Here is a 24,193-nt window from a genome sequence, read left to right on the forward strand (position 1 = left end):
CTGATTGTTACTGCTGTTTACGTAACTGCCAACCTTCACTACTAAAGTTATCTTTCCACTGCCTTGTTACCTTGGCTGGTTTTACCTGCTCTGAGGCTCTTAACCTTCGCCTGAATATACTTCCGTTTTTGCTTTAGATTCCGTCTCTGTGCCCAAAATGAACCCCAGGCTCTAATTAGCTTTGGTTCTCTTAAAAGCATATATCCGTGCGCTGCGGCCTCGTAGGGCAGAGAATAGAGAAAAGTCGAAAACAACGTGCGCGCAGGCTCGTTTTTATAGATCATTTTATAACGGTTAATATAAGAATTTCTCCGGATGAACATCGGCTTGCTGTCGCGGCCCGACGTTTTCCAGCCCCGCTCATGGTAGCCGACCGCCTCTGCATCGTAGTAGGCCAGCCAGCCGAATAGCTCTGCCCGCCAAGCCACATCCACATCTTCCTTATATGCAAAAAAATCCGCATCAAAAAACTCGCCATTCACGCTGATATCCTCAATCATCCGGCGGGAATACATCGCCGCTGCACCAGACACCCCGAATACAACTCCTGATTCCGGCCACTGCGCAGCAGGCTCTCCGGCTCCACGGTCAAAGGCGCGCCGCGCCCTGTTCATCCGCAGTCCTGTACTGTCTACGAGGGAGTGATCCGCTTTTAACAAAAGCTTGCCTGTGGCACTGCCGATCCGGGGGTCGGCTTCCATCCCCGCAATCAGGCGGGAGATATAATCAGGTTCCAGCGTCAGATCCGGGTTAAGGACCAGTACATAATCTGTATCCGTAGCCGCAATAGCCTGATTGTGAGCGGGGGCGAAGCCGGTGTTGATGTCGTTTTCCAAAAGAGTCAGGGAAGGAACATGTACCTTCGACTTCAAGCCACCGTCCGCCCCGCCTTCCAGTTGCTGTGCTGAATGGGCTTGCGCGGCGAGTGTATCGCTGAACGCTCTCACCCTGCCCGCGCAGCCGTCTGCCGAGGCATTGTCTACCACAACGATCTGCTGGACGGGATAGTCCTGGGCATACACTGCGGTCAGACAATCCACAATGTCATCTGCGCTGTTATAGGTAACAATGTGTACGCTTACTGTTTTGTTGTTGATTTTATTACTGATGCTGCTATTGAATTTGTTGTTCATAAGTGACCTCGAGTTTTGGTTTTTAAGAGGTACTGGGCGGTCCGAAGACTGAACAGCTACACTCCATTATACCGAAAACAAGAAGGGGCGGCTATGTGGACTTGTAGCAGGAATCCATTCACTTACCACCACTCCACAAGGAGCCAGGACGCTTGCTCATGAAACGCCGTTCCATTCTTCAAAGAAGCAGCAATAATTCATACGCAAAAGTATATTTTCACAAAAAAACTCCCAACCCGCCAGTCGCGGTTCAGGAGTCTCCGAAATTAGTGATATAAATTATTTTAGCTCAAACAAAAAATCTCTCAATCCTTCACGCCATGGCCGTATATCCTGAAATCCGTTCGTCCGGATGGCCAAGTGCTCCATTACCGAATACTGAGGGCGTGGTGCTGGACGTGGAAACTGCTCGGTTGAACATGGCTCCAGCTTGGCAGTAAACTTCAGCCCCAAGATGTCCTCTGCTTCAGCGAAGATCGCCTGTGTGAACTCATACCAGGTACAGAACTCCGTATTCGAAGCATGGTAAATGCCGTATTTCTCGGTCTGAATAAGCTCAAGCAGAAAGTTAGCCAAATCAACGGTGTACGTCGGTGAGCCCTTTTGGTCGTCCACCACCTGCAGCAGCGGCTTCTCCTGCCCCAGCTTCAGCATGGTTTTGACAAAATTGTTGCCATATTTGCCGTATACCCAGGAAGTGCGAACGATAAAAAACTTGGAGGATAAGGACTGTACCAAGACTTCTCCAGCCCGCTTCGACTTGCCGTAGATGCTCTGTGGATCGGTATTATCATATTCATGGTATGGCTGAGTGCCCATGCCGTCAAAAACATAATCTGTACTGATGTACACCAGCTTTGCCCCCGCCTTCTCAGCAGCAAGCGCCACATTCCGGCTGCCGGTGGCATTGATCAGATACGCCGCATCTATGTCTGTCTCAGCAACATCTACCGCAGTATGAGCAGCACAGTGAATGACAGCATCCGGTGCGAATCCACCAATGATCTCCACACATTGATCGAGATCGGTAATATCCATCTCCTGACGGTCGCAGCCCAGAACCTCATGACCCTGCGCTTGAAGCAAAAGCACCAAATCCTGACCCAACTGCCCGGCTGAGCCTGTAACAAGCACCTTCATCTTTGGCATTACAGCGAATCCCCCAGACGGCTGCCGTACTGGAGCTCAGCATATTTCTGGTACTCACCAGATTGTATGCGGGTCCACCATTCCTGGTTATTCAGATACCACTGGATTGTTTCCTTAATCCCCGTTTCAAAAGTATGCTTAGGCTTCCAGCCCAGCTCTCTCGTGATTTTGGTTGGATCAATGCCATAGCGGCGGTCATGCCCGGGACGGTCCTGAACATAGGTGATCAGCGAGTCCGGTTTGCCCAGTTCCTGCAGCACCGTCTTTACAATATGAACATTTGTGCGCTCGTTGTTCCCGCCAATGTTGTACACTTCGCCATTCACACCTTCATGAATAACCAGATCAATCGCACTGCAGTGATCCTCAACATACAGCCAGTCACGGATATTCATTCCATCACCATACACCGGCAGTGCCTGATCCGCCAAAGCCCGCGAAATCATCAGCGGAATCAGCTTCTCAGGGAACTGGTAGGGACCGTAGTTATTGGAGCAGCGGGTGATATTCACCGGCAGACCAAATGTCTCATGATAAGCACGCACCAGCAAATCCCCTCCCGCCTTGCTGGCGGAATACGGACTGTTCGGAGTAAGCGGCGTTTCTTCCGTAAACAGGCCAGTCGCCCCAAGCGTTCCATACACCTCATCTGTGGAGACCTGAACAAACTTGGTCACGTTATATTTTTTGGCCGCATCCAAAAGCACTTGCGTCCCCAGCACATTCGTCTTCACAAACACATCGGGTTCCAAAATACTCCGGTCCACATGCGACTCCGCCGCAAAGTTGACCACAACATCAACGCCCTGGCTGAACAGCACATCCATCGCCTGTACATCCGTGATATCAGCCTTGGCAAACGTATAATTCGGATGATTCTCAATCGACTTCAAATTTTCCAGATTGCCTGCATAAGTAAGTGCATCTACATTGATGATTTTGTACTCCGGATGTTGCTGCAGCATGTAAATTACAAAATTGCTGCCGATAAAGCCGGCCCCGCCGGTAACTAGCAGTTTCATGTGTTTACCCACCTTTTATTTTAATAACATTAATAGTTTCAAGTTCAGTATCCTTTAATAAAGTTCACTTCATTTCATTCATAAAGGATTATTCCATAATATGCTACAGTTATAGTGTATGTAATGGTATTAGACCACTTGAACTTGAATTTAATACCTAGGTGTTGAAGTGAATTTATTCTGGCAATAGGTCGAATGGTTATGATCTTAGACAAGCCCACACCCATCATGCTGATGAAATCCATCTCTTTCTTCATGAACATCCTAGGCTTCAACTGCCTTTTTATGCAAGAGCGCCCAGAACCAAATCCGAAATTGGAGTTTGAATATCCATAGAACCTAGACATAATCAATTAAAATGAGAAATTTAAATAGCTGATTTTCTAAAAACGAATTTCGATATAGCTTTGATTTTTGAAGAAACTGATATTTCTCTCTTATTGATTTTCGATCTTGAATAAATAATTGTAGTTGATCGAGTTTCTCAGCATCTAATAATTCAACATAGGTCTTGTTAAACTCCACTGCTTGCTTTTTCAAAAGCTTATGACCTGAATGGTTACGAAAGCTTCTCCATTTACTCCGCAACTCGTGAAGAATAGTTCGATGACCACCTATAACATTATTGTTATGCTGCCTATAATAAATCGTTGGCCGCTCGTCATAATATACTTTGCCAAATGCAGATACACATAGGTAGACCCACCAATCATGCATTTGAAGGTTTTCCATATTAACTGTTTTAGAGACAATTAAGTCTCTTGCTGCTTTATTAATAGCCATGGTTGCACCTACAGCAATATTTTGAACTATAGCATTGTAGAAGTGTGGATCCTTTTTCGGAGGAGCCGGCCATACTTTAATCGGACTAAGATTTTGATCTGCTAGCATTGTAGGTGAGAAGTACATTCCAGCCGTATCACATAAATGCAAAAGCTGCACCGATCTTTCAACTTTATCATTCATCCAAACATCATCTTGATCACAAAAACAAAAATATGATGCATCTAAGTCAGCTGAATGCATTAAATTAAAAAAACTTTGGATAACCCCTACATTACTACCTTTAATGAAGCGAAACTTGTCAGGATACATACCCATAAACTTCTGAATTATGAGTACAGTGTTATCGCTTGAACCATCGTCACGAATAAGGATGACTATATTATGATAGGTTTGTTGTAATATACTCTTAAGCTGTTCTTCAATATATGCTTCGCCATTATATGTCGACATCAGAACTTGTACTTTATCCATTTTCCCACCTACTTTTAATGAGTAGTGAAAGACTACCCTCTTCATTGTTAGATTATAGAGCACTTCAAAGTGGTACGAAAGTTTTTTCACACAACAAAGAAGAGCCCCTACGATAGTAGCAAAGGTCTCCAATTAAACTGTTAACTTTAGTAAGGTTAACAAATTACTTCAACACAATTCTCCAGGAACGTAACTCCAAGAAACCACTCTCGAATAGCCCTCTCATTGCTAATTAATTGCCACTTCGAATTGATTAGACTTACTCAATAAACTATTTTTTATTATCATATACTCTGACTTCTAAAGATTGCGAACGGAAATTCTCAAAAAAGCGCTTCGATATTACTGCATTCACATACTGCGGACTGTAAAATACTGTGTTTTCCTTCTCACAGTAACGCATATGTAATTATTATTTGCAACAATAAAAAAGTCACGGATTATCGTGATCAAGGCGTGTATGACGAACTTTATCCAACAAAAGACGCGGCAGTATATGGCGTTGAAGATACCTGACCGAACCGCACACTCTGTGGAGATTACGTTTGAGGGCGCAACTAGTCAATACCCGAACTGTACGTTCCAAATGCTACAACCGACCGAGTTAAAGAATTTGCTTGTTACGCAAAATTGGAAGCTATTCATGATGTAAAAGTCCATTTTCCGAACTATTAATCTTCCCTGCAACGAAGCTCCAACGAAAACGCAAATGGCCTACCTCGATAATCCTCCCCCCAAAAGAACATGACTTCGCTGCCATTACTTTCCGAAGCCATTCAGCTAATTAATAACATCCCTCGCAAATGTCTTGGATAAAAGTTTGCTGACGAAACTTGCATAATAGAACTGCCGCACTTAATTTACCAAATTGTCATAACATCAGACATCCACCATAGCAAGGGAAACTAACTTAATCCCATTTTATTTAAATGCATACTTCTTATTTAAGAAATAATTCACTACCGGAACAATTACAATAGAAATACAATGTCCTATCAAATAACTAGTTACAAGCACATTTATAAAGAAATAAATAATTAACATATTAAGAATTTGTCCAAAAACAGAAACAACAAAATACTTCTTAAAGATGCTAACCCTTGCTGTTTTATTAAAAGTCCATTTCACATTCAAAAAAAACGATACAATCAATGAACATAAGAAACCAATAACAGAAGATAGTAGAGGATTTAAAAATAATCTCTCTGTCATTATCATTAATACTACAGTATGGATAATTGTTCCTATGACTCCTATAAAGGCATATCGAATAAACATTGTATTTGTAAAATCCCAAACAAGTTTCCTAACATTATTCATTTTTTTCACTCTCTACTTGTTTTTTTAAAATAGCAATTTCTTGTGTTAGCTGTTTAAGATTATCTGAAGCATCTGATAATGCTTTTGTTAATGTATATATTATAATGAGTACAAACACGATTGCTACAGTAAATAATGCATTTACTGGATCTTTTATATAAAAAACTTTTGAGATTATATCTAGTAAACCTGGAAAGATAGACAATACCAAGCATGATACTATTGTAAAGATCCATACTAAAGCATACTTTAAATTCAGCTTGTAACTTCTAATATTCCTCAAAAAAATCACTAAAACCCCTATACTTATTACTATTAATAATATTTGAAGTTGCGGTGCCATCAAGAGCTATCCCCCTATACTGCTTTGTTTTCACGTAGTCGGTCTATTAGAATTGCTAGAGTTACTTTCAACATATAATATATTGATCTCTTAATATTAATAGATGAAATTCCTTCTTTACGTGCCCGCATTTGTACAGGCACTTCTTCAATCCGATGACCTAAACGCAACAGACACATTATTGATTCAGGTTCTGGATAATCTTTAGGGTAATAATTTGAAAATTGTTTTATTACTTTAGTATTACAGGCACGAAAACCAGAAGTTGGATCACTAATCTTACTACCACTCAAAAGCTTCAAAAGATTCGAAAAGAAGCGTATTCCAATTCTTCTGAATTGTGTGGACTGAAAACCTTCGTTAGCTATATACCTTGAACCAATAACTAAATCTGCTTGATCTTGAACCAGTGGTACTAATACGGAACTCAAATATGAAGGATCATGTTGACCGTCTCCATCAACTTGTACAGCAATATCATAGTTATATTTATAAGCATACTTATAACCGGTTTGAACAGCGCCGCCAATCCCCAAGTTACATGGTAAATCTATAACTATTACCGAAGACAAATTACACACATTTGAAGTTTCATCCGTCGAGCAGTCATTAATAACTAAAACATCTAATAAAATTTCTAGCTGCATATTAAGTTTATACGACTCTATTTCACCAAGTAAATTCTTTATATTCTTCGCTTCATTATATGCTGGAATGATCAATAAAACTTTCTTCATATAATACCTCCTGACAGTTTTCTTATAAAACTGTATAAGTACGAATAAACTTTATATATAAATATTGAAAATCCAATAAATACAAATGGCATCAAAGTTATGTTGTATCTATTAAATGCAAAGAACATACTATAGACATAAGTAAAATACAAAATGCTTGCAAAAAGGTAAAAAGACTCCAGTTTATTCTCTTTATTTCTTATCATAGAATAAATTATTCCTATAGAACTACACAGCAAAATAATCAAGTGACTAGTATGAACAAGATTTGATTTTATATCAAATATCGGTATCCAATAAAAAGCATAATTCCACATAATTTTTGGTTTTAGCACTATATGTGAATACAAAAAATCCATTGGATTTTTATCATACCACTCGACTAATCTTTGTTTTGCAACCTTTTCTTGAAGTTCAAATCGTTCATACCAACTCGTTATCTTATTATGTTGTTCTATGTCGTTAATCGTATCATCTAAACTTATAGTATCAGGATATCCCACACCTTGAAAACTCCCAAGTAATAGAGGATTACCCACCCCAGAACTTAATGGTATAAACTTGTCAAACTCTACGTAATTCCTAATCCACCAAGGAGCTAGAAATACAATTATAATAATCGCAGCAATTCCACCATGTTTAAGCAATAATTTCACTGGATATTTCTTTAAAAGGAAATATATAGCAAAAACTAATGGGTATAACGCTACTGCCGGTCTAAGGTACACAGAAATCAAATAAAATACAGTTAATAAAATTAGATACTTACTTTTTTTCTTTTCTGCTAAAACAAGAGAATAATACACCATCAACAATAGAGATGTGGTATAAGGACTTTCAGTGAGTAGTAAGTTATCAGTAACAAGTTGTGGTATATAGATAGCCAGGAAAAATGCGGATAATAATGAGACGAACTCATTTCTGGTAAGACATCTAGCGATTAATGCAACCGTAAAGACCGAAAGTACGCCACATAAAATCATAAATATTTTAGCAGCTGTCATTCCTATACTACCTTTTCCGAATATTAGGATAATGCTAGCTAATAATACCGGCATACCAGGCATTATATGTGTTGTCAACTCATTGGGATCATGGTAGGTCAACTTTCCTGATGAAATTAAATTAATCGCACTTTTCCAATAACCCATATCATCACTGTTCAAACTTAACCCATAACCATAATTCAACAAAACCAATATTCGTGCAACTAATGCAACAAATATAATACCCATTAATATTTTTTTATAATTTAATTCCAATTCACACTTTATTACATTCATATTATTCTCCTCTTATATATTGTTTCTATCATGTTATCCATTCTGCTTTTTCGCTCTATACCCATAAAACACCATGTGCAGAAAATACAGATTAACTCGTTCTACAAACTCACAATATGTTATTTCATTTAACATTGAATAATATCGATAACAATATTGAACTATTCTCTGATTATTTATACTCATTCATCTATTGCTAAATTAATTACTTTTTTTATTTCATTGAATCTTTTGATCCAAGTATTATCTCTCAAATACTCATATGATTCTTTAACTTCATGTGACCCACTAATCATTTTATTAATTTCACCTAACACCTCATGCTTGTCCCTATATAAACTTACATACTCATAAAATTTCTCCGCTTCCGGGTATCTTATACAGAAAATCGGCTTATCAAACATAATATATTCATATATTTTGACAGGATCAACGGCTTCTATCAATTTATTTACAACAAAAGGCATTATAAATGCATCAACATCTCTCACATGAGTAACAAGGGAATCATGACTAACTGCACCGATATAAGTAATTCGTGGATGGAGAACCTTTTTAACTGTACTAGGACCTATAAGTTTAAATTCAACTCTTTTATTTTCGGATAAAATATACATAAGTAAATCAAAATCGAACCAATCACTTATTGTACCAACATATCCAATTACATACTTACTGGTTTCACTATATCTGTTAACTATTTGTAGGTACTCATCTTTTTTATCTAGCCATTTTTGACTAACTGCATTATTTATTACATATATTTCTTCATCTCTAATATATTCTACATAACGGCTTTGAAGCCGTTCTTTTAACGTACTTGATGAAGTAATAATCATCTTTGATTTGCAAACCAATTGTTCCTCCAATTGCTTATGTTTACTGAGGTCTTTCTTATGTTCAGTAAACTCTAAATAATCATCCATACAATCATAAATAATATTGCTATTATTATTGATATGTTTAAAATCAATGAAATTAAATATAATAGGTGAAGTCACCCATATAAGGTCATATACGGAAAAGTCTATGGATCGGATTTTCTTATTCAATAAACATTCAACTTTTTTTATAATCTTTAATTTCCCGGAATAAGGCAGCTTGTATAATTTGCGTATATTTAATTTTTTACAAACCTCTTGTTTTTTATATCTGCTACTATTGGCAACTTGTTTTATATATATTAAGTCTACATCGTAGACCGCAGATAATTCCTCTGCAATAAAATGAGGTCTCTGTTTTGCCCAATTCCAATCTATATGCATTAAGTATGCAATTTTAACCATATAGCTTACCGCTCATAAGATTATTCCAATCCTCTATGAATTGATTATATTGCAGTTTAGATTGGTGGTTTTTTAGTGTTGTTTGATAATCTTTATAATGCCTATTAACTTCTGCTAACTTAGATACCGCTTCTTCTATATTTCCGATTGTGTACAAAAATTCATTATCACCTGAAACAAGTTCATTATGAGCCACTATGTCTGATAATATCACTGGTATATCACTGCATATCGCTTCTGCAGCAGAAAGTCCAAAAGTTTCTTGAGTTGATGAAGATATAAATATCCCTCTATGATTTCTAACCATTTCAAAGATTTTATGAACATTTTCAAAAGCAATAGGGGGCATAATAATAGTTCTTCCCCTAACTTGATATTTTTCCAGTAATGAAATTAAATCTAATTCATGTTTAATTACGTGGCCAACAAGTACCAGAATCATGTCATCATCAATATTCTGCTTATAATAAGAAAAAATTTCTATAACCTCTTCTACATTCTTAAGTTTGTCCATTCTTCCCAAATAGAGCATCGGTTTTTTATTCCATATCTGTTCGAAATGCTCACTTTTATTTGTAGGTGCAATCACAGCATTAGAAATTTTGAAGACTCTATCTGTATAATTGTTAGTAACCTCTTTTATTAAAATATTTCTGAAATGATTGCTTGGAACAATGATACCTGCAATATTTTGAGGTAATCTACGAATATATGCTCGATTATCTTTATATGCAGTGTGGCATTCTATAAACACTTTTTGATTCGAATTAACCATGTCAAAAATTTCGGGTGTATCAACTGAGAAAATAAAATCGTATTTTGCTTCATCAATTGTATCAACCACTTGAATAAAACTACCTAACGCATTTCTCTTAATATAATCTTTAAATTGTGATAATCCACCACTATCATACATAAAATAAATATCATATATAACGGGACTATTGTATTCTTTAAACGCATGAGCTCTATTCAGAAATACTCTTTCCACTCCGCCCATTGTTGCCCATTTATATACATTAAGAATTCTTAGCTGTTTCATAATGATATATCTCCGTATTATAGATATTTTTATATTCCATCATCTTTTTAAAACGTTGATCCCAAGATGATTCATTCAGAAATGTTTCAACAACTAGATCATTGTCCTCTTTTGGATCCTTATATACTTTATAAATAAAATCAACTATCGGGATTTCATCACTATATAATAATGTATTTGGAAACAACTCAAGATGTGGAATTCCCGTTACAATTACCTTTAATCCAAAATAGATATATTCATAAATTTTTATTGGATCTACAGCTTCAGATAATTTACTTTTTTTGAAAGGTATCATCCCTATATCCCAATTCTGAATATACTTATATAAATTTTTCGGTTCTACTTTTCCAATATATTTAAAATTAGAATATTTTTTGAGGCTGCTGATCGTAGCTTCTTTAGCGCCGTATCCAATGATCTCAACAAAAATCTTCTCATCCTTAAGCATTTCTTCCACTAATCCCCAATCGAACCATGATTCAGTCAGATGGCCAAAATATCCGAGCGTGATTTTATTAGAAGAATTTTTTTTTCCGGAGATATATTTATTGTTTTCTCCCAATAAGTCTTTGTAATAGCCATTACCAATGCATATAATATCCCTGCGCAAAAAACTAAATTTTGCCGATAATGGAGGGGATACAGCTACAACACTCTCCACATTGATAATCATTTCTTCCTCTAACTGTTTATTATACCATGCAGCTTGTCCTACTTTGTTGAACTCTTCCCAATCATCCATAATGTCATATATGGTACTATACCCAAGTTCTTTAATACGATATAAGGCGGTATTCCATTGTTCTGAAGGTATGTTCAATATAGCTTTTTTGTTACCTATTTCATTCAATAATTGCAGCTTCTCTATGTTTTCTATAAACTCAAACAAAGGTATCTGGAAGACGTTTGGATACACTTCTTTAAATGCATCAGGGATTATTTCATTTTTATTCCACTGCCATACAACAAATAAAACTGCTTTGTTATCTTTAGATGAATATTTCGCTAAATTTATTGTTCTTTGATTGTATAACTCATCAAACTCAAATGCTGAGGGAATAATAAAGAAACCATTTATTTTATTTTCTTGATATTTTTCATTAATATGGCTATACAGTGTATCAATATTTTTATTCTCCTTGTTTTGAGATGTTGGTTTAGTGATTTTATGTTTAATTTGCCGACACAATGCATAAAAACCATGTCTTTTCCAAATCCGCAACCCTTTATAAGCATGTTTGATGATTGGTATATTATCCCTTATCTTGTAATATTTCCTAGATAACTTATATATATTTGAAGATTTAATCTCATTAACCTCAGTATCTAATCTATACTTTTCTGCTATCAACCATTTTTCTTGTTTATCGAAAAAATCCAGCCTTTCTTCATACGCTAATTTTTGCGAAATAGAAGTGTTTAGTTCATTTTCCAGGCTATTCACTTGTTCTATATATCTAATTCTTTCATCGTTAAGTTTATCTGTGTTAATTATATTAGCATGAATCAATGCTAACTGTTCTTTGTTTGTTTCTATCAAGTGATTTAAAGTGATTTCAATTCTCTCGTTCTTCTCTTTTAAAGATGTGTTCTCAAGTTGAATTGCGTCCAATTGTTTCTTTAAATCACTATAATTATAAGTTAATGAATTAATATAATCTTTTAGGGTTACATCTTTCTTTCTTTTCTGATTTTCTTGGTTTCTTTCATAAATCACCAAAAGTTGCTTTCCAGCCCAAAAAATATTTTCTTTTATTGAACAATCATATTCCTGAGCATAAACAATAGTAAAATCGTTATATTCAACATTAAAATCCTTATAATCAAAAGTATGAAAATGCTCTCTGAATCTTTCATATTCCTGAAAGGGAATTAATATGACAGTATATTGGGAGGATATTCTAAATAATTCTCTGATAATATCAAATGGATTAATAAAATGCTCTAAAGTATTAGATGAGAATACTACATCAAATTTCTTATCGATAGATTTAATATCTGCTTGGATAAATGTTTGTTCTGGATAATATTCTTTTGCTTTCCGTATAGCTGATTCAGAAAAATCAATACCCGTGAATTTGGTGTTAGGAAATAATTCAGAAAAAAAATTCGTGCAGTCTCCTTCTGCACAACCAACATCAGCAAAAGTTACCCCTTCTGATAAAACATTCTTAAACCAATCTGGGAGCATCTCAATAGCAATGCCCCCAAAGTATAACGTTTGTTCTCTCCCTGAATAGGAATCCCAATTCGTTTCAAATCTAGAATCCCAGTATTCTTTACTATTAACTAAAAACTTATCTTCCACTGGTTAGATTCACCTCTTTATTCAACAATATACGATAGGGCGTATGAATGACTCCAAAGAGTTGCTTTGTCGTTATTGACTTAAAATATGCTGCCCCTTCTATAAAATCGTAATATTCTGGTTGTATTCCTTTACGATTTTCGAGTGCGGCTACGAGAATATAGTCTCCTTCTGTTAGGTAATTAACAAATTCAAAGGTCAATTCAATCTCGTTAGATGTAGATGAAAATATAGTTTTTTTGTCGTCATGAGTTGTAAACACAATTAAATCCAGTCCCATTGTATTCTTAATTGAGATCGCTGCACTAAAATGCAATAAGTCAATATCTTCCGGAAAAGAAAACTTAAGGATGATTCTAACAATCTCACCATGTTGAAAAACTGTTGTAGTTCTTCCCTTTTCGTTGATTAAAGCCACACTCTTTATTGAATTCTTATGAGTACCCCACCTATTTATTGCATCAATTTTAGTGTCCCCAATCATTTCAACAGGTTCTCCATCACGCAAGCCATTATCTTCAAGCGTTTTTATATCAGGCTGTCCCGATTCTTCTGAATTCATAAATTCCATATATTCCGCTGTCACGCCTAGTGTATCACCAAAAGCAACTAGATTACCTTGATGCAACCACATAGCTTTATCGCAAAATTTACGAATACTAGATACGTCATGCCCTACGAACAGTATTGTAGTGCCTTTGGCTTTCAACTCTTCAAACTTTCTGAAGCATTTTGCTTGAAATTTCATATCCCCAACCGCTAGCGCCTCATCAACAATTAAAATATCAGGTTCAACATTAATTGCTACAGCAAATGCTAGTCTAGCGAACATTCCACTCGAGTATGTTTTTACAGGCTGATATATAAAATCACCAATGTCGGCAAATGTTAAAATATCATTTAGTTTCTCGTTCATTTGCTCTTTACTTTTCCCTTGGATTGTACCATTCAAGTATATATTTTCTAATCCGTTATACTCTTGATTAAATCCTGCACCGAGTTCTAATATTGCAGAAACAGACCCTTGAATTTGAACACTACCTGTTGTCGGGGTGGAGACGTGTGATAGTATTTTCAATAAAGTAGATTTCCCAGATCCGTTTCTACCAATTATACCTATTGTTTCTCCCTTGTTTATTACCAATGAAATATTATTTAGTGCATGGAAATCAGATGAGAACTTTTTCTTAGTCAAGCTTAGTGTTTCTTTTAATCTATCTCCAGGATTTTTATAAACTCGATATATCTTAGAAAGCTGATTAATTTTAATTATTGGGTTTGCCATAGTTACTCCTTTCAAATCAAAGCACATCGGAAAAATGTGGGCTTAATTTTTTAAATAAAGTAGCACCGACTACTAAAAGAAATCCAGTAATTAACCAGAAATAAATAGTCAAATTATAATGGTGCCAAAACCAAATTTTATTGATCAATGAGTCGCGATACCCTTCAACAATGTAATACATTGGATTCACTTTAAATATCCAATGAAATTTAGTTGGAACCTGATTAAATGACCAAAATATTGGCGTGAGCCAAAAACCGAACTGTAGAATAATATTCACAACTTGTCCGACATCTTTTAAAAAAACATTAAGCGCAGATACAACCCAAGATAGTCCTGTAAGAAAAAGACATAAAATAAATGAATAGTAGAATATCTGCAACTGATATAAATCTATCGGTCTTCCATAGCAGTAATAAATTATTAAACTCAACGCGATAAATACAATATGAACTATTAATGCAGACACAATTTTAACAACAGGCAATAAATACGTATTAAATGAAACTTTTTTGACTAAAAAACTATTTTGTTCTATGGAAGTAGTAGCTGATGCCAAACTTTCAGAAAAGAAAAACCACGGTACTATACCCGCTAAAAGCCATAAAATAAACGGCGCATTTTCAACAGGATTATTTCTAAATCCAACTTGAAACACGAACCAATAAATCAGAATCAATAAAATCGGTTGAAAAAAACCCCAAAAACTTCCTAACGTTGATCCAAGGTATCTAGCCTTGAAATCTTTTTTTGCAAGTTCTTTAATTATATTTTTTTGTTTAAAAATACTAAGGGTATACTCAAATATCGTCATAACAATTCTCCTTCTAAGTTACTATCTCCAATACATATTAACAACTCAAACATTGGAGAATCGTTTTCATTCTTACTGTGATTATCTTAAAGCTCCAACGAACTATACTCCGTATGATACGACTAAGTGCTCAAGACATAGTCTGGTAGTGTAATAAGTTCATTGTAATTCGTTGATGATTGGGTAAGGATCATTATTTAGAAACTTCTACTGCTGCAAACCATAATTACGAAACAGCATTAACGGTTTATGATAAAATTGGAACGCAGTCATCGCTGCATTCCCGAAGGAACTGCTTACTGGTCGGCCATGTAATATTCCAATTGACAATCATTTTGAACATTCTTCAAATTATCTATTATCAAGGAAAATGCGCTAAAATACCAGATAAAGAACAGCACCAATCCACATAAATTCCCCCTCATCGATATTTCAGGAAATTCATGCCCTTTATCCAAAAGATGAATTTATACTGACTCTGAATATACTGATATGCTAAAATATCCTCGTACCTACAAGAAAAGGAGATTAAAACGTGTCGAAACCAGTATACGGTAAAAATGCTGTGCAGTCGAGAAATGTTGAAAAGATATCCAGCCCGGTGTGGGCGTTGGTTGTTGCTTTTATTGTGTTTTTGGTGTGGACCCCATTTCAGGTTGGATTGTTTAATGGGCAGCAGATCGACTATGAAAAGCCGATTTATGTGGCATCTCTGCTCAGCGGCCTGCTGCTGCTGGTCTGGATCGGCTTGTACTATAAGAAGTTCAAGCTGGAGGAGCAGCGTGACTTGCTGGCTGTGGCTTCGCTGCTGCTGCCGATAACGTATGCTCTGTCGCTATTTGGCGCTGCTTCGCATTATATGGCGATGAACATTCTCTTTATTCAGAGTATGTATATTGCAGTATTCATTATAGCGTTATATTTGCTGAAGCAAAAGCAACTAAATGTTGTCATTCAAAATGCCGTACTGGCCATTGCCTATTTTATCGTGGGTTTTGGCTTGCTGAACTGGCTGGGGGCCTGGAAATTCGCCGGCGGACTGGTTGGCTGGTTCTCAGACACGGTGCAAGGCGGTAAATATTTGGATGCGGTTATGACCGACTCAAACGGTCTGCGGCTGACCTCGATCTTCCAATATGCGAATACATACGCAGCTTTCCTGATGGCTTTTCTGTTCGTAGCTGTCTTTGCATTGGTTCGCTCCAAGAAATGGTATGGGACGCTGACTCACGGATTTATGCTCGTGCCGATCATTGTTTCTTTGCTGCTGACCTTGTCCCGCGGCGGATTAGTTATGCTGCCTGTTGTCTTCATTCTGCTCCTGCTGTCTCTGAAGCCAGTGAAGCAGATTCTCTGGATTATCCATCTGGGAATTGCCGGGATTGCCTCGCTGGCGATTGCAAGCCCGGTGACCAATCTTGGAACTGAACTGAGCACGGCCTTTACCTCTTCTGCTGCTCTTAAAGGCTGGGCTTATCTGCTTGGCGCCTCCGCCGTTGTTGCCGCACTTGGCTGGGTAATCCAGCGCTTTGTGTCACCGTGGCTGCAAACTAAACTAGGGGGCTGGGAATCGCGCAAGCTTGCTGGTCTGTGGCTGCCGCTCCTCTCAGTTGTACTTGTTGCCGTAGTCGCATTTTTACTGATCGGAACAAGCGCACGCACTATTCTCCCTGCTAACATGGAGACACGGCTGGAGAACATCAACTTCAAGCAGCACAGTGTACTGGAACGTATTACTTTTTATAAAGATGCTATGAAAGTTGTAAAAGATTATCCCATTATTGGCGCCGGGGGTGGAGGCTGGGCTTCGCTCTATGAGCACTACCAGGACTACCCGTACACAAGCCGCCAGGCGCATAATTTCTTCCTGCAATATTTGATAGAAGTCGGAATTGTCGGATTTGTTGTCTTCATGGGCTTTATCGGCTACATTTTCTATAAATACATTCGTGGATACCTTAAACGGGACAAAGATGAATTTGATAATGGATTCATTTTCTACATCATTGCTCTATCGATTCTTATTCACAGCATACTAGACTTCAATCTCAGTTATGCCTTTATGGGAATTCTGGTGTTTATCGGCCTTGCCGGAATGGGCGCCGCCATGGACAGCAAACCGCTGCGCCGGAACTGGAATAAGCCTGGTATGCGTTATGGTTACCTTGCAGTCCTGGCTATCGGTATAATCTTTATGTTCTTCCTGTCGGTTAGTGCGACCGGCTCAAGCAATTCGGTAATGAAAGCCAAGCGGTTGATCGGTGTCAGCCAGTCCTATGAAGAGCTCAAGGCACCTTTGATAGCAACCCTAAAAGACCGCCCTTATCATCCGGAAGCAGCAGCTTATCTGGCCTCCATGGATCAGCAGGTTTTTAATCAAACTAAAGATGAGCAGTACTTGAACGAAGCGTTCAGCGTGCTGAATCGTGCGCTCAAGGACGAGCCAAATAATAAGATTTTGCTCACTCTACTCGCTTCCACTTATGACTTGAAAGGTCAAAACGATCTCGCATTCGCCGTCTACCGGGATAACGCAGATAAGTTCAACTGGGATATTGAATGGTACGAAGCACTGATCAGCCGCTCCCAGGCGTTAGCACGTGCGGCAAATGCCGAAAAAGATGAAGCCAAAAAGCAGGAATACCTGACCACGGGTTTGGATGCCTATAAACATGTAACTGCTGGTGTAGAACATCTGAAAACTCTGCCTCCAGAGCAGCTGCAGGGCCGGGCGTTCTCGGTAACACCAACGATTGCCCTGAATGCCGGTAAAATGCAGCAGATGGCAGGACAGAATGACGAAGCAGCAGCAACCTTAAAGCTTGGGCTTGGTGATGCTTATGCAGATGTCGTAAATAACGGAACGCTCTGGGATACGACCTGGTACAGCTCGCTTATTGCCCGCTCCTATGATCTGGCTCAGCAAGCTTTCACCCAGCAGGATGCCACCGGTAAAACAACATACCTGAATGTCGGTCTTAGTGCCTATAATCAGGTGCAGGCTGACTTACAAGTCCAGTCGCTTGCCGTACCTCCGGCAATTGCGCTGAACGCTGGCAGAATCCAGGTGATGGCGGGTCAGATTCAAGCAGCCTCAGAGACCTTAAAGCTTGGGCTGAGCGAAAATTATAACGATGCCACTAACCGGGAGATGGCCCGCTGGTACCTGGCAGCCTTGAAAAAGGCTGGCCTTGATCAAGATCAACCGGTCTACGACAAACTGATTGCCGCAGATCCCGCGGAAGCTGCACAGATAGATGCTATTGTGAATACTCAGTACCAATAAATAGGATTGTAAACAAAAAACGGTGTCGTCCTTTGATAAGGATGGCACCGTTTTGTGAGAGATAAGAGGAATGTATTAATCTTCTAAGTTGGAGATTCAATAGCTGTTTCAAAATCAGAAGAGCGCCTTGCTGACTGTGTTCAGCGGGGCGCTCTATTTTGGACCCGAATAATAATTAGCTGAAGATGAATTCTCTAGTTTGAAAGCTGCCGGCCTTCTTACCTCGCCGCTTTCAATGCTTCGCTGTTAATCACCTCTTTGAGGTAGTCAAGCAGGCCTTCCTTGAGTTCCTCATGCTGGAGGGCATAATGAATGGTCGTCTGGATAAAACCCATTTTCTCGCCGACGTCATGGCGTTTGCCTTCGAAATCATAAGCAATAATGCGTTCCACTTCACTCAAGCGGGAGATGGCGTCGGTCAGCTGGATTTCCCCGCCAACACCTACCTGCTGCTCCTCCAGCATGTCAAAAATACGCGGAGTTAGGATATACCGCCCTAGGATCGCAAGGTTGGACGGTGCTTCCTCTCTCTTTGGCTTTTCAACCAATCGGTTGGCCTTATATACCCGCTCAGCCAGTTCCGTACCATCTACCAGACCGTATCGGGAAACGTCCTCCCAAGGCACAGGCTGAACGCCAACAATTGAGGATTTGTATTGTTCGTAAACCTCAATCATCTGTCTCAGACAAGGCTTATCCGCTTGGACAATATCATCCCCGAGCAATACGGCAAACGGCTCATTGCCAATAAATTTGCGGGCACACCAGATGGCGTGTCCCAGACCTCTTGGTTCCTTTTGGCGGATGTAGTGAATGTCAGCCATTTCAGAGGATTTGCGTACAGACTCCAGCAGCTCCCATTTCTGCTTCTCCGCCAGGTTGAATTCCAGCTCGAACGAATTGTCGAAATGGTCTTCAATCGCCCGTTTGCCTTTCCCCGTTACGATGATAATATCCTCAATGCCGGAGGCAACCGCCTCCTCAACAATATATTGGATGGTAGGCTTGTCTACTATCGGGAGCATTTCTTTGGGCATTGCTTTGGTCGCGGGCAGAAAGCGGGTACCAAGACCAGCCGCGGGAATAATTGCCTTACGGATCTTCATGACAGGACTCCTTCAATAATCTTCCCTCATTTTCATTATAGCGCTAAAGGAAAATGGCATATTTACTTTAATTATAGCAGTTCTGGTTTGATTTTGGCAGTGTGGTTATTGGAGAAAGCAGGCCTAGATTACGAAAAAGGCCAATGTGCTGGAGAGCTTGTCTGCAAGTCTCTTCAGCACATTGGCTTGGGTTATTCATAATAAGGCTGCAGACTGCCGTATCGATAGAACCTGCGCATATTTCCATTTCGGCTACCGATTGTAACTGCAGAGAGTACTTGAACACCAATTGCTGTTACATGGTCTGATTGGATTCTCTGGCTACAGAAACACTGATAGTGCTTATCCCCGTAAACGTACCGTGTTCAGGCTATCCAGAACCAATTCGGTCCGCATCCAACCGGGCAAAAGCAGGATCATGGCGTTCTGTCTGCCGCAAGTTCTACTGATAACCCAACCGTTTCCAGCTTACTTTGCATTTACCAGTTGTCCACGCGTCACTCCGAGCTGGTTGGTGGCTTTCAGGCTTTTCCATACCTGTGTGCCGGAAATCTCTCCGCGCAGCGCACGGCTGTAAAGGCTGATGACCTCTGCGACCTGCTCCGGGGTTTCTTCCAGAAACTCAACTCGAAATGAGTTCACGCCCAGCTCACGGAAATTATTCAAGTATTCCGCACCGGATTGTTCAACCGCGTTGTAGACGGTGTTGCGGCAGCCTTCGTCAACACGGACAGGATGAGCCATGCCGATACGGTCCTGCAGGGAAGCACGCTGCTCCTCGCAGGGACGTCCGCAGTTCGTATAGTCTGTGCCTTCACTCATGAAGGTACAGTAGACGCAGTGCTCTGTGTGGAACATCGGCAGATGCTGATGAATTACAACCTCTATACGCGAGGTGTCGCTGTGTTCCAGCAGATCGACCATCTGCTGGATGTTCAGGTCGTAGGACGGTGTAATTCTGTCACAGCCTGCTTCCAGGAACAAATCCACTGCCCGGTGGTTCGCGATATTCAGGGAGAAGTCACCGATCAGGCGCGGATGCACGGCATCCGGCTGCTCCATGCGGCGCTTCAGGTAGTAATAGAGCGCACCTGTATTGCGCACCAGGACAGCATCCGGCTGCAGGCGCAGGATGTTGGCATGGTAGCCGTTCTCGCCGGGCATATGAATGCGCGGCGTGGCCAGCGCAATGCTGGCCACCGCAGCCCGTACAGCGTCCACCGCTGCCGGGAACTGCTTGATGAATTCGAAGTCGGCGTAAATGTTCGTTACGCCGGCTTCAAGGGCAGCCTGCACCTGCGGCAGGCTGCGGCACAGCGCGGTAAGCTCCGCTTCACCGCCGCGTGCACCCGCACCATCCCGCACAGCCGGGATGGTGCTCCCTGCGGCGCCCCTGCGGGAGGCGCCGCCGTAGACCTCTACCTCCCGTTTCACGTATACGGGAGGTTTGGGGCGCTCGCCCGCAAGCAGCTCCACCGCCTGGCGGCGGATGCTGTTCAGCTCGCGCATAGGCACAATCACGTCGCCTTCCAGATGCGACTCCAGTGCCTCCAGCTGGAATACGGTCCCGCCCAGGCGGCCGAATTGCTCTTCCAGCAGGGCGGCATCCATCGGACGCTTCTGCGCGGCTTCCAGCAGCAGCTCCGAATTTACGCGGACCGTGACGTTCTTCTGAACGTCGGTCCACCAGGTGGCCAGCGGTTCACCGACGCGGCCCTGTGCCTTCACGCGCACCGGGAAGACCCGGTAGGGCTTCTCCGTTTCATAAGACTGGCGCAGCGCCTTGTCGAGCGCCGGGTCATTGGTTTTCCAGATGCGGTCGCCGACATGCAGGCGGCGCAGGTCTACGTCATTGCGGCCGGGCACAATGTCGAGAATCCAGCCTTCTCCGGCCTCGCCCTCGAGCTTCACGCCTTTGCGGCGCAGATCGTAGACGCGGCCGCCTTCTTCCTTCTTCGTCGGATCGCCGGCATCAAATACAATGCCGTCCCCGCGCTTCAGCGGGGCATGAATACGGCATACGACACCATCGCGCAGAATCTGTTCGACGGTCCCCAGATAGACCCCCCGGCTTTTCGGAAACGTGCCGTCAACCAGCTTTTTATTATTCGTCCCTTCGAGGAATCCGTGCGTGAAGCCGCGGGAGAAGCTTTGCTGCAGCTCGCGGATGTCTTCCTTGGGCGCCGGGGACCAATTCCCGTCAAAATACCGGTCAATCGCCTTACGGTACTTACTGACCACGTTCGCTACATATTCCGGGCTTTTGAGGCGGCCTTCAATTTTGAAGGAGGTTACCCCTGCCTCGATCAGCTCCGGCATCAGATCAATCGCCGCCAGATCCTTAGGTGACAGCAGATAGGTGACATCGCCCATCGGCTTGACTTCACCATCCACCATCAGGTCATACGGCAGACGGCAGGCCTGCGCACATTCCCCCCGGTTGGCGGAGCGCCCGCCCCACATTTCCGAGGTCAGACACTGGCCTGAATAGGAGACACACAACGCGCCATGCACAAAAACCTCCATCGGCAGGCGTGCCTGCTCTCCGATCGTACGGATCTGCTTCAGGTTATTCTCGCGGCCAAGCACTACGCGCTCCAGCCCCCAAGGCTTCGTGAACTCCACCGCCTCAGGTGAAGTAATCGTCATTTGGGTAGAACCGTGGATCGGGAAGTCCGGTGAAATCTCGCGGATCAGTTTAACCAGCCCCAAATCCTGCACAATGACTGCATCTACACCTGCATCCACGCAGGCATCGATTAGCTCTTTAGCCTCTGCCAGTTCGTTTTCAAATACCAGTATATTAAAGGTCAGGAACCCCTTCACACCATAGCTGTGCAGAAACGCCATAATCTCCGGCAGCTCGTCCATGCGGAAATTGTTCGCTCTCGCCCGTGCATTAAACTTCTCTACGCCAAAAAAGACAGCGTCCGCCCCGTTCGCCACCGCCGCACGCATGCAGTCCCAGTCACCTGCCGGAGCCAGCAGCTCCACGTCTTCTCTGCGTATTTCTTTCTCGTTCATTTATATCCTCCCAAACCGCCTTGCCGGCGGGTCATTTACAGCTTTTTAACTTATTAATTGTATCAAATATCACAGCCATCTACCAGCAAAATAGAAACACTTGGATGTAAATTTCAACTCTGAGACATCTTAATATATATGTGTTCTTGCCCTAATAGACAAATCAAGAACATACAGCGTAAAATATGAATGGAAAGAATGAATACGCAAGAGATTACACTGTTCAAAATTCATATGGAGCAAGGAGAGTTGAAAACGGTTATGAAAGGTATAATTCTTGCGGGAGGAAGCGGCACCCGCCTTTATCCTCTCACAATGGTGACCAGCAAACAGTTACTGCCCGTCTATGACAAACCCATGATTTACTATCCTCTGTCTACGCTGATGCTCGCAGGCATCAAAGAGATTCTTATAATTTCTACCGCTGAGGATACCCCACGTTTTAAAAATTTACTCGGCGATGGCTCCCAGTTCGGAATCTCCCTGCAGTATATTGTTCAGCCTAATCCAGATGGACTGGCTCAAGCTTTTATTTTGGGTGAATCGTTCATCGGTGAAGACTCGGTGGCTATGATTCTCGGAGACAATATATACTATGGGAACGGTATGACCAAGATTCTAAAAGAAGCTGCCAGGAAAAAACGTGGTGCAACCGTTTTCGGCTACCATGTGCCCGATCCCGAACGCTTTGGTGTGATAGAATTTGACGGAGAGGGCAAGGTTCTCAGCGTTGAAGAAAAGCCGGAGCACCCTAAATCCAATTATGCAGTTACCGGCCTGTATTTCTATGACAATCGGGTGGTTTCTTTAGCTAAAGAAGTGAAGCCCTCACGCCGAGGGGAACTAGAAATCACCTCAATTAATGAGGCTTATTTGAAGTTGGGAGAACTGGATGTTGCCCTGCTCGGACGCGGTTTCACCTGGTTGGATACCGGAACACACCAAAGTCTGGTCGACGCCACCAATTTCGTCAGAACAATCGAAGACCATCAAGGCATTAAAATCTCAGCACCTGAAGAAATTGCTTATATTAACGGCTGGATTACAAAGGAACATCTGCTGGAATGCGGACATAAGCTGAGCAAGACCGGCTACGGGCAATACCTGATTAAGGTAGCTACCGGCAAAATCCAATTTTAAAAAGTAGAGAGAGTGAATAAGATGAAGTTTACCAAAACCAATCTTGAAGGCGTCCTCGTTGTCGAACCGGCACTCTTTGGAGACCACCGCGGCTGGTTCATGGAAACCTACAGCGAAGCAAAGTTTCAGGAACAAAATCTTGCCTATCAGTTCGTTCAGGATAATCAATCTTATTCGGCCGTTAAGGGGACCCTGCGCGGACTCCATTTCCAATTAAATCCAAAAGCGCAAACCAAGCTCGCCCGCTGCACACGGGGATCAATTTATGATGTGGCAGTAGATATCCGTCAAGGCAGCCCTTCTTACGGCAAGTGGTTCGGGATTGAACTAACGGCTGAGAACAAGAAGCAACTGCTCATTCCTAAAGGCTTCGCCCATGGTTTCATGACGCTAACCGAGGAAGTGGAGGTCCAATACAAATGCGATGAGCTGTACGCACCGGAATGCGACGGGAGTATTTTGTGGAATGACCCTGACATCGGTATTGAATGGCCGATCGACGTTACCCCTGTGCTGTCTGCTAAAGATGAGAATGCACCGCTGCTTAAGGACGTTTCACTTAATTTCGTCTATTAGAAGGTAGTGTGCTGTAGTGCTTGCGGCAGCTTATTCTAAGACCACCCCCTCTTTTCAGCAGATAGACGGATTCAGTACA

18 protein-coding genes and 1 pseudogene are annotated in these 24,193 nt (G+C 41.2%); 4 read left to right on the plus strand and 15 right to left on the minus strand.

The genetic code is table 11. The features are described 5' to 3' along the window. Nucleotides 1–47 precede the first annotated feature (47 nt). From PRIO_RS30465 to PRIO_RS30485, 4 genes are all read right to left on the minus strand, one after another. Nucleotides 48–1,133 (minus strand): glycosyltransferase family 2 protein, encoded by a 1,086-nt coding sequence (locus PRIO_RS30465; protein WP_020433213.1) that lies wholly within the window; start codon nucleotides 1,131–1,133, stop codon nucleotides 48–50. A gap of 279 nt (nucleotides 1,134–1,412) precedes the next feature. Then, complete coding sequence (rfbD, locus tag PRIO_RS30470; protein ID WP_039790897.1) at nucleotides 1,413–2,273, minus strand: dTDP-4-dehydrorhamnose reductase; 861 nt, start codon at nucleotides 2,271–2,273, stop codon at nucleotides 1,413–1,415. An 8-nt stretch (nucleotides 2,274–2,281) separates the two neighbouring features. Continuing rightward, nucleotides 2,282–3,304, minus strand: a complete 1,023-nt coding sequence (gene rfbB, locus PRIO_RS30475) for a dTDP-glucose 4,6-dehydratase (RefSeq protein WP_020433217.1) — start codon at nucleotides 3,302–3,304, stop codon at nucleotides 2,282–2,284. Nucleotides 3,305–3,643: 339 nt separating this feature from the next. Next, the gene (locus PRIO_RS30485) at nucleotides 3,644–4,561 is read right to left on the minus strand and encodes a glycosyltransferase family 2 protein (protein WP_046507638.1); all 918 of its coding nucleotides are present in this window, start codon (nucleotides 4,559–4,561) and stop codon (nucleotides 3,644–3,646) included. Nucleotides 4,562–5,012: 451 nt separating this feature from the next. Between PRIO_RS30485 and PRIO_RS37610 the strand changes: the two are divergent. Next, a pseudogene (locus PRIO_RS37610) lies at nucleotides 5,013–5,377 on the plus strand (IS30 family transposase); the annotation flags it as partial. 105 nt (nucleotides 5,378–5,482) lie between these two features. On the opposite strand, the gene PRIO_RS37555 reads toward PRIO_RS37610, so the two are convergent. The 9 genes from PRIO_RS37555 to PRIO_RS30535 form a co-directional block, all read right to left on the minus strand. Beyond that, the gene (locus PRIO_RS37555; protein ID WP_052741536.1) at nucleotides 5,483–5,881 is read right to left on the minus strand and encodes a GtrA family protein; all 399 of its coding nucleotides are present in this window, start codon (nucleotides 5,879–5,881) and stop codon (nucleotides 5,483–5,485) included. Next, on the minus strand, nucleotides 5,874–6,224 hold the full coding sequence (locus PRIO_RS30500; RefSeq protein WP_046505889.1) for a DUF2304 domain-containing protein: 351 nt from the start codon (nucleotides 6,222–6,224) through the stop codon (nucleotides 5,874–5,876). Before PRIO_RS30500 ends, PRIO_RS37555 begins: the two co-directional genes overlap by 8 nt. Before the next feature lie 14 nt (nucleotides 6,225–6,238). Beyond that, a complete protein-coding gene (locus PRIO_RS30505; protein ID WP_046505891.1) occupies nucleotides 6,239–6,961 on the minus strand; it encodes a glycosyltransferase family 2 protein in 723 nt (240 codons plus the stop codon). Further along, on the minus strand, nucleotides 6,958–8,244 hold the full coding sequence (locus PRIO_RS30510; protein WP_052741537.1) for a glycosyltransferase family 39 protein: 1,287 nt from the start codon (nucleotides 8,242–8,244) through the stop codon (nucleotides 6,958–6,960). Before PRIO_RS30510 ends, PRIO_RS30505 begins: the two co-directional genes overlap by 4 nt. Nucleotides 8,245–8,426: 182 nt before the next feature. Further along, nucleotides 8,427–9,530 carry a glycosyltransferase family protein gene (locus PRIO_RS30515; protein ID WP_046505893.1) on the minus strand — a complete coding sequence of 368 codons (1,104 nt, stop codon included), beginning with the start codon at nucleotides 9,528–9,530 and terminating at the stop codon, nucleotides 8,427–8,429. Next, a complete protein-coding gene (locus PRIO_RS30520; protein ID WP_046505895.1) occupies nucleotides 9,523–10,572 on the minus strand; it encodes a glycosyltransferase in 1,050 nt (349 codons plus the stop codon). Before PRIO_RS30520 ends, PRIO_RS30515 begins: the two co-directional genes overlap by 8 nt. After that, complete coding sequence (locus tag PRIO_RS34215; RefSeq protein ID WP_052741538.1) at nucleotides 10,550–12,883, minus strand: methyltransferase domain-containing protein; 2,334 nt, start codon at nucleotides 12,881–12,883, stop codon at nucleotides 10,550–10,552. Before PRIO_RS34215 ends, PRIO_RS30520 begins: the two co-directional genes overlap by 23 nt. Further along, on the minus strand, nucleotides 12,873–14,168 hold the full coding sequence (locus PRIO_RS30530; protein WP_046505898.1) for an ABC transporter ATP-binding protein: 1,296 nt from the start codon (nucleotides 14,166–14,168) through the stop codon (nucleotides 12,873–12,875). Before PRIO_RS30530 ends, PRIO_RS34215 begins: the two co-directional genes overlap by 11 nt. Nucleotides 14,169–14,184: 16 nt before the next feature. Then, entirely contained in the window at nucleotides 14,185–14,982 is a 798-nt protein-coding gene (locus PRIO_RS30535; RefSeq protein WP_046505901.1) for an ABC transporter permease, read from the minus strand. Between the two features lie 535 nt (nucleotides 14,983–15,517). On the opposite strand from PRIO_RS30535, the gene PRIO_RS30540 reads away from it, so the two are divergent. Continuing rightward, entirely contained in the window at nucleotides 15,518–18,268 is a 2,751-nt protein-coding gene (locus PRIO_RS30540) for an O-antigen ligase family protein (protein WP_020426468.1), read from the plus strand. Between the two features lie 218 nt (nucleotides 18,269–18,486). Here PRIO_RS30540 and galU read toward each other — a convergent pair whose 3' ends face one another. Together galU and PRIO_RS30550 are read right to left on the minus strand one after the other, a co-directional pair. Then, nucleotides 18,487–19,374 carry a UTP--glucose-1-phosphate uridylyltransferase GalU gene (gene galU / locus PRIO_RS30545; protein WP_020426467.1) on the minus strand — a complete coding sequence of 296 codons (888 nt, stop codon included), beginning with the start codon at nucleotides 19,372–19,374 and terminating at the stop codon, nucleotides 18,487–18,489. Nucleotides 19,375–19,842: 468 nt separating this feature from the next. After that, entirely contained in the window at nucleotides 19,843–22,398 is a 2,556-nt protein-coding gene (locus tag PRIO_RS30550; RefSeq protein WP_020426466.1) for a U32 family peptidase, read from the minus strand. 261 nt (nucleotides 22,399–22,659) lie between these two features. Between PRIO_RS30550 and rfbA the strand changes: the two genes are divergently transcribed. After that, entirely contained in the window at nucleotides 22,660–23,538 is an 879-nt protein-coding gene (gene rfbA / locus PRIO_RS30555; protein ID WP_039785825.1) for a glucose-1-phosphate thymidylyltransferase RfbA, read from the plus strand. A gap of 21 nt (nucleotides 23,539–23,559) precedes the next feature. Further along, nucleotides 23,560–24,114 carry a dTDP-4-dehydrorhamnose 3,5-epimerase gene (rfbC, locus tag PRIO_RS30560; protein ID WP_020426464.1) on the plus strand — a complete coding sequence of 185 codons (555 nt, stop codon included), beginning with the start codon at nucleotides 23,560–23,562 and terminating at the stop codon, nucleotides 24,112–24,114. Nucleotides 24,115–24,193: the final 79 nt, after the last annotated feature.

It is taken from the genome of Paenibacillus riograndensis SBR5, assembly GCF_000981585.1.
Lineage (GTDB): Bacteria > Bacillota > Bacilli > Paenibacillales > Paenibacillaceae > Paenibacillus_AQ > Paenibacillus_AQ riograndensis.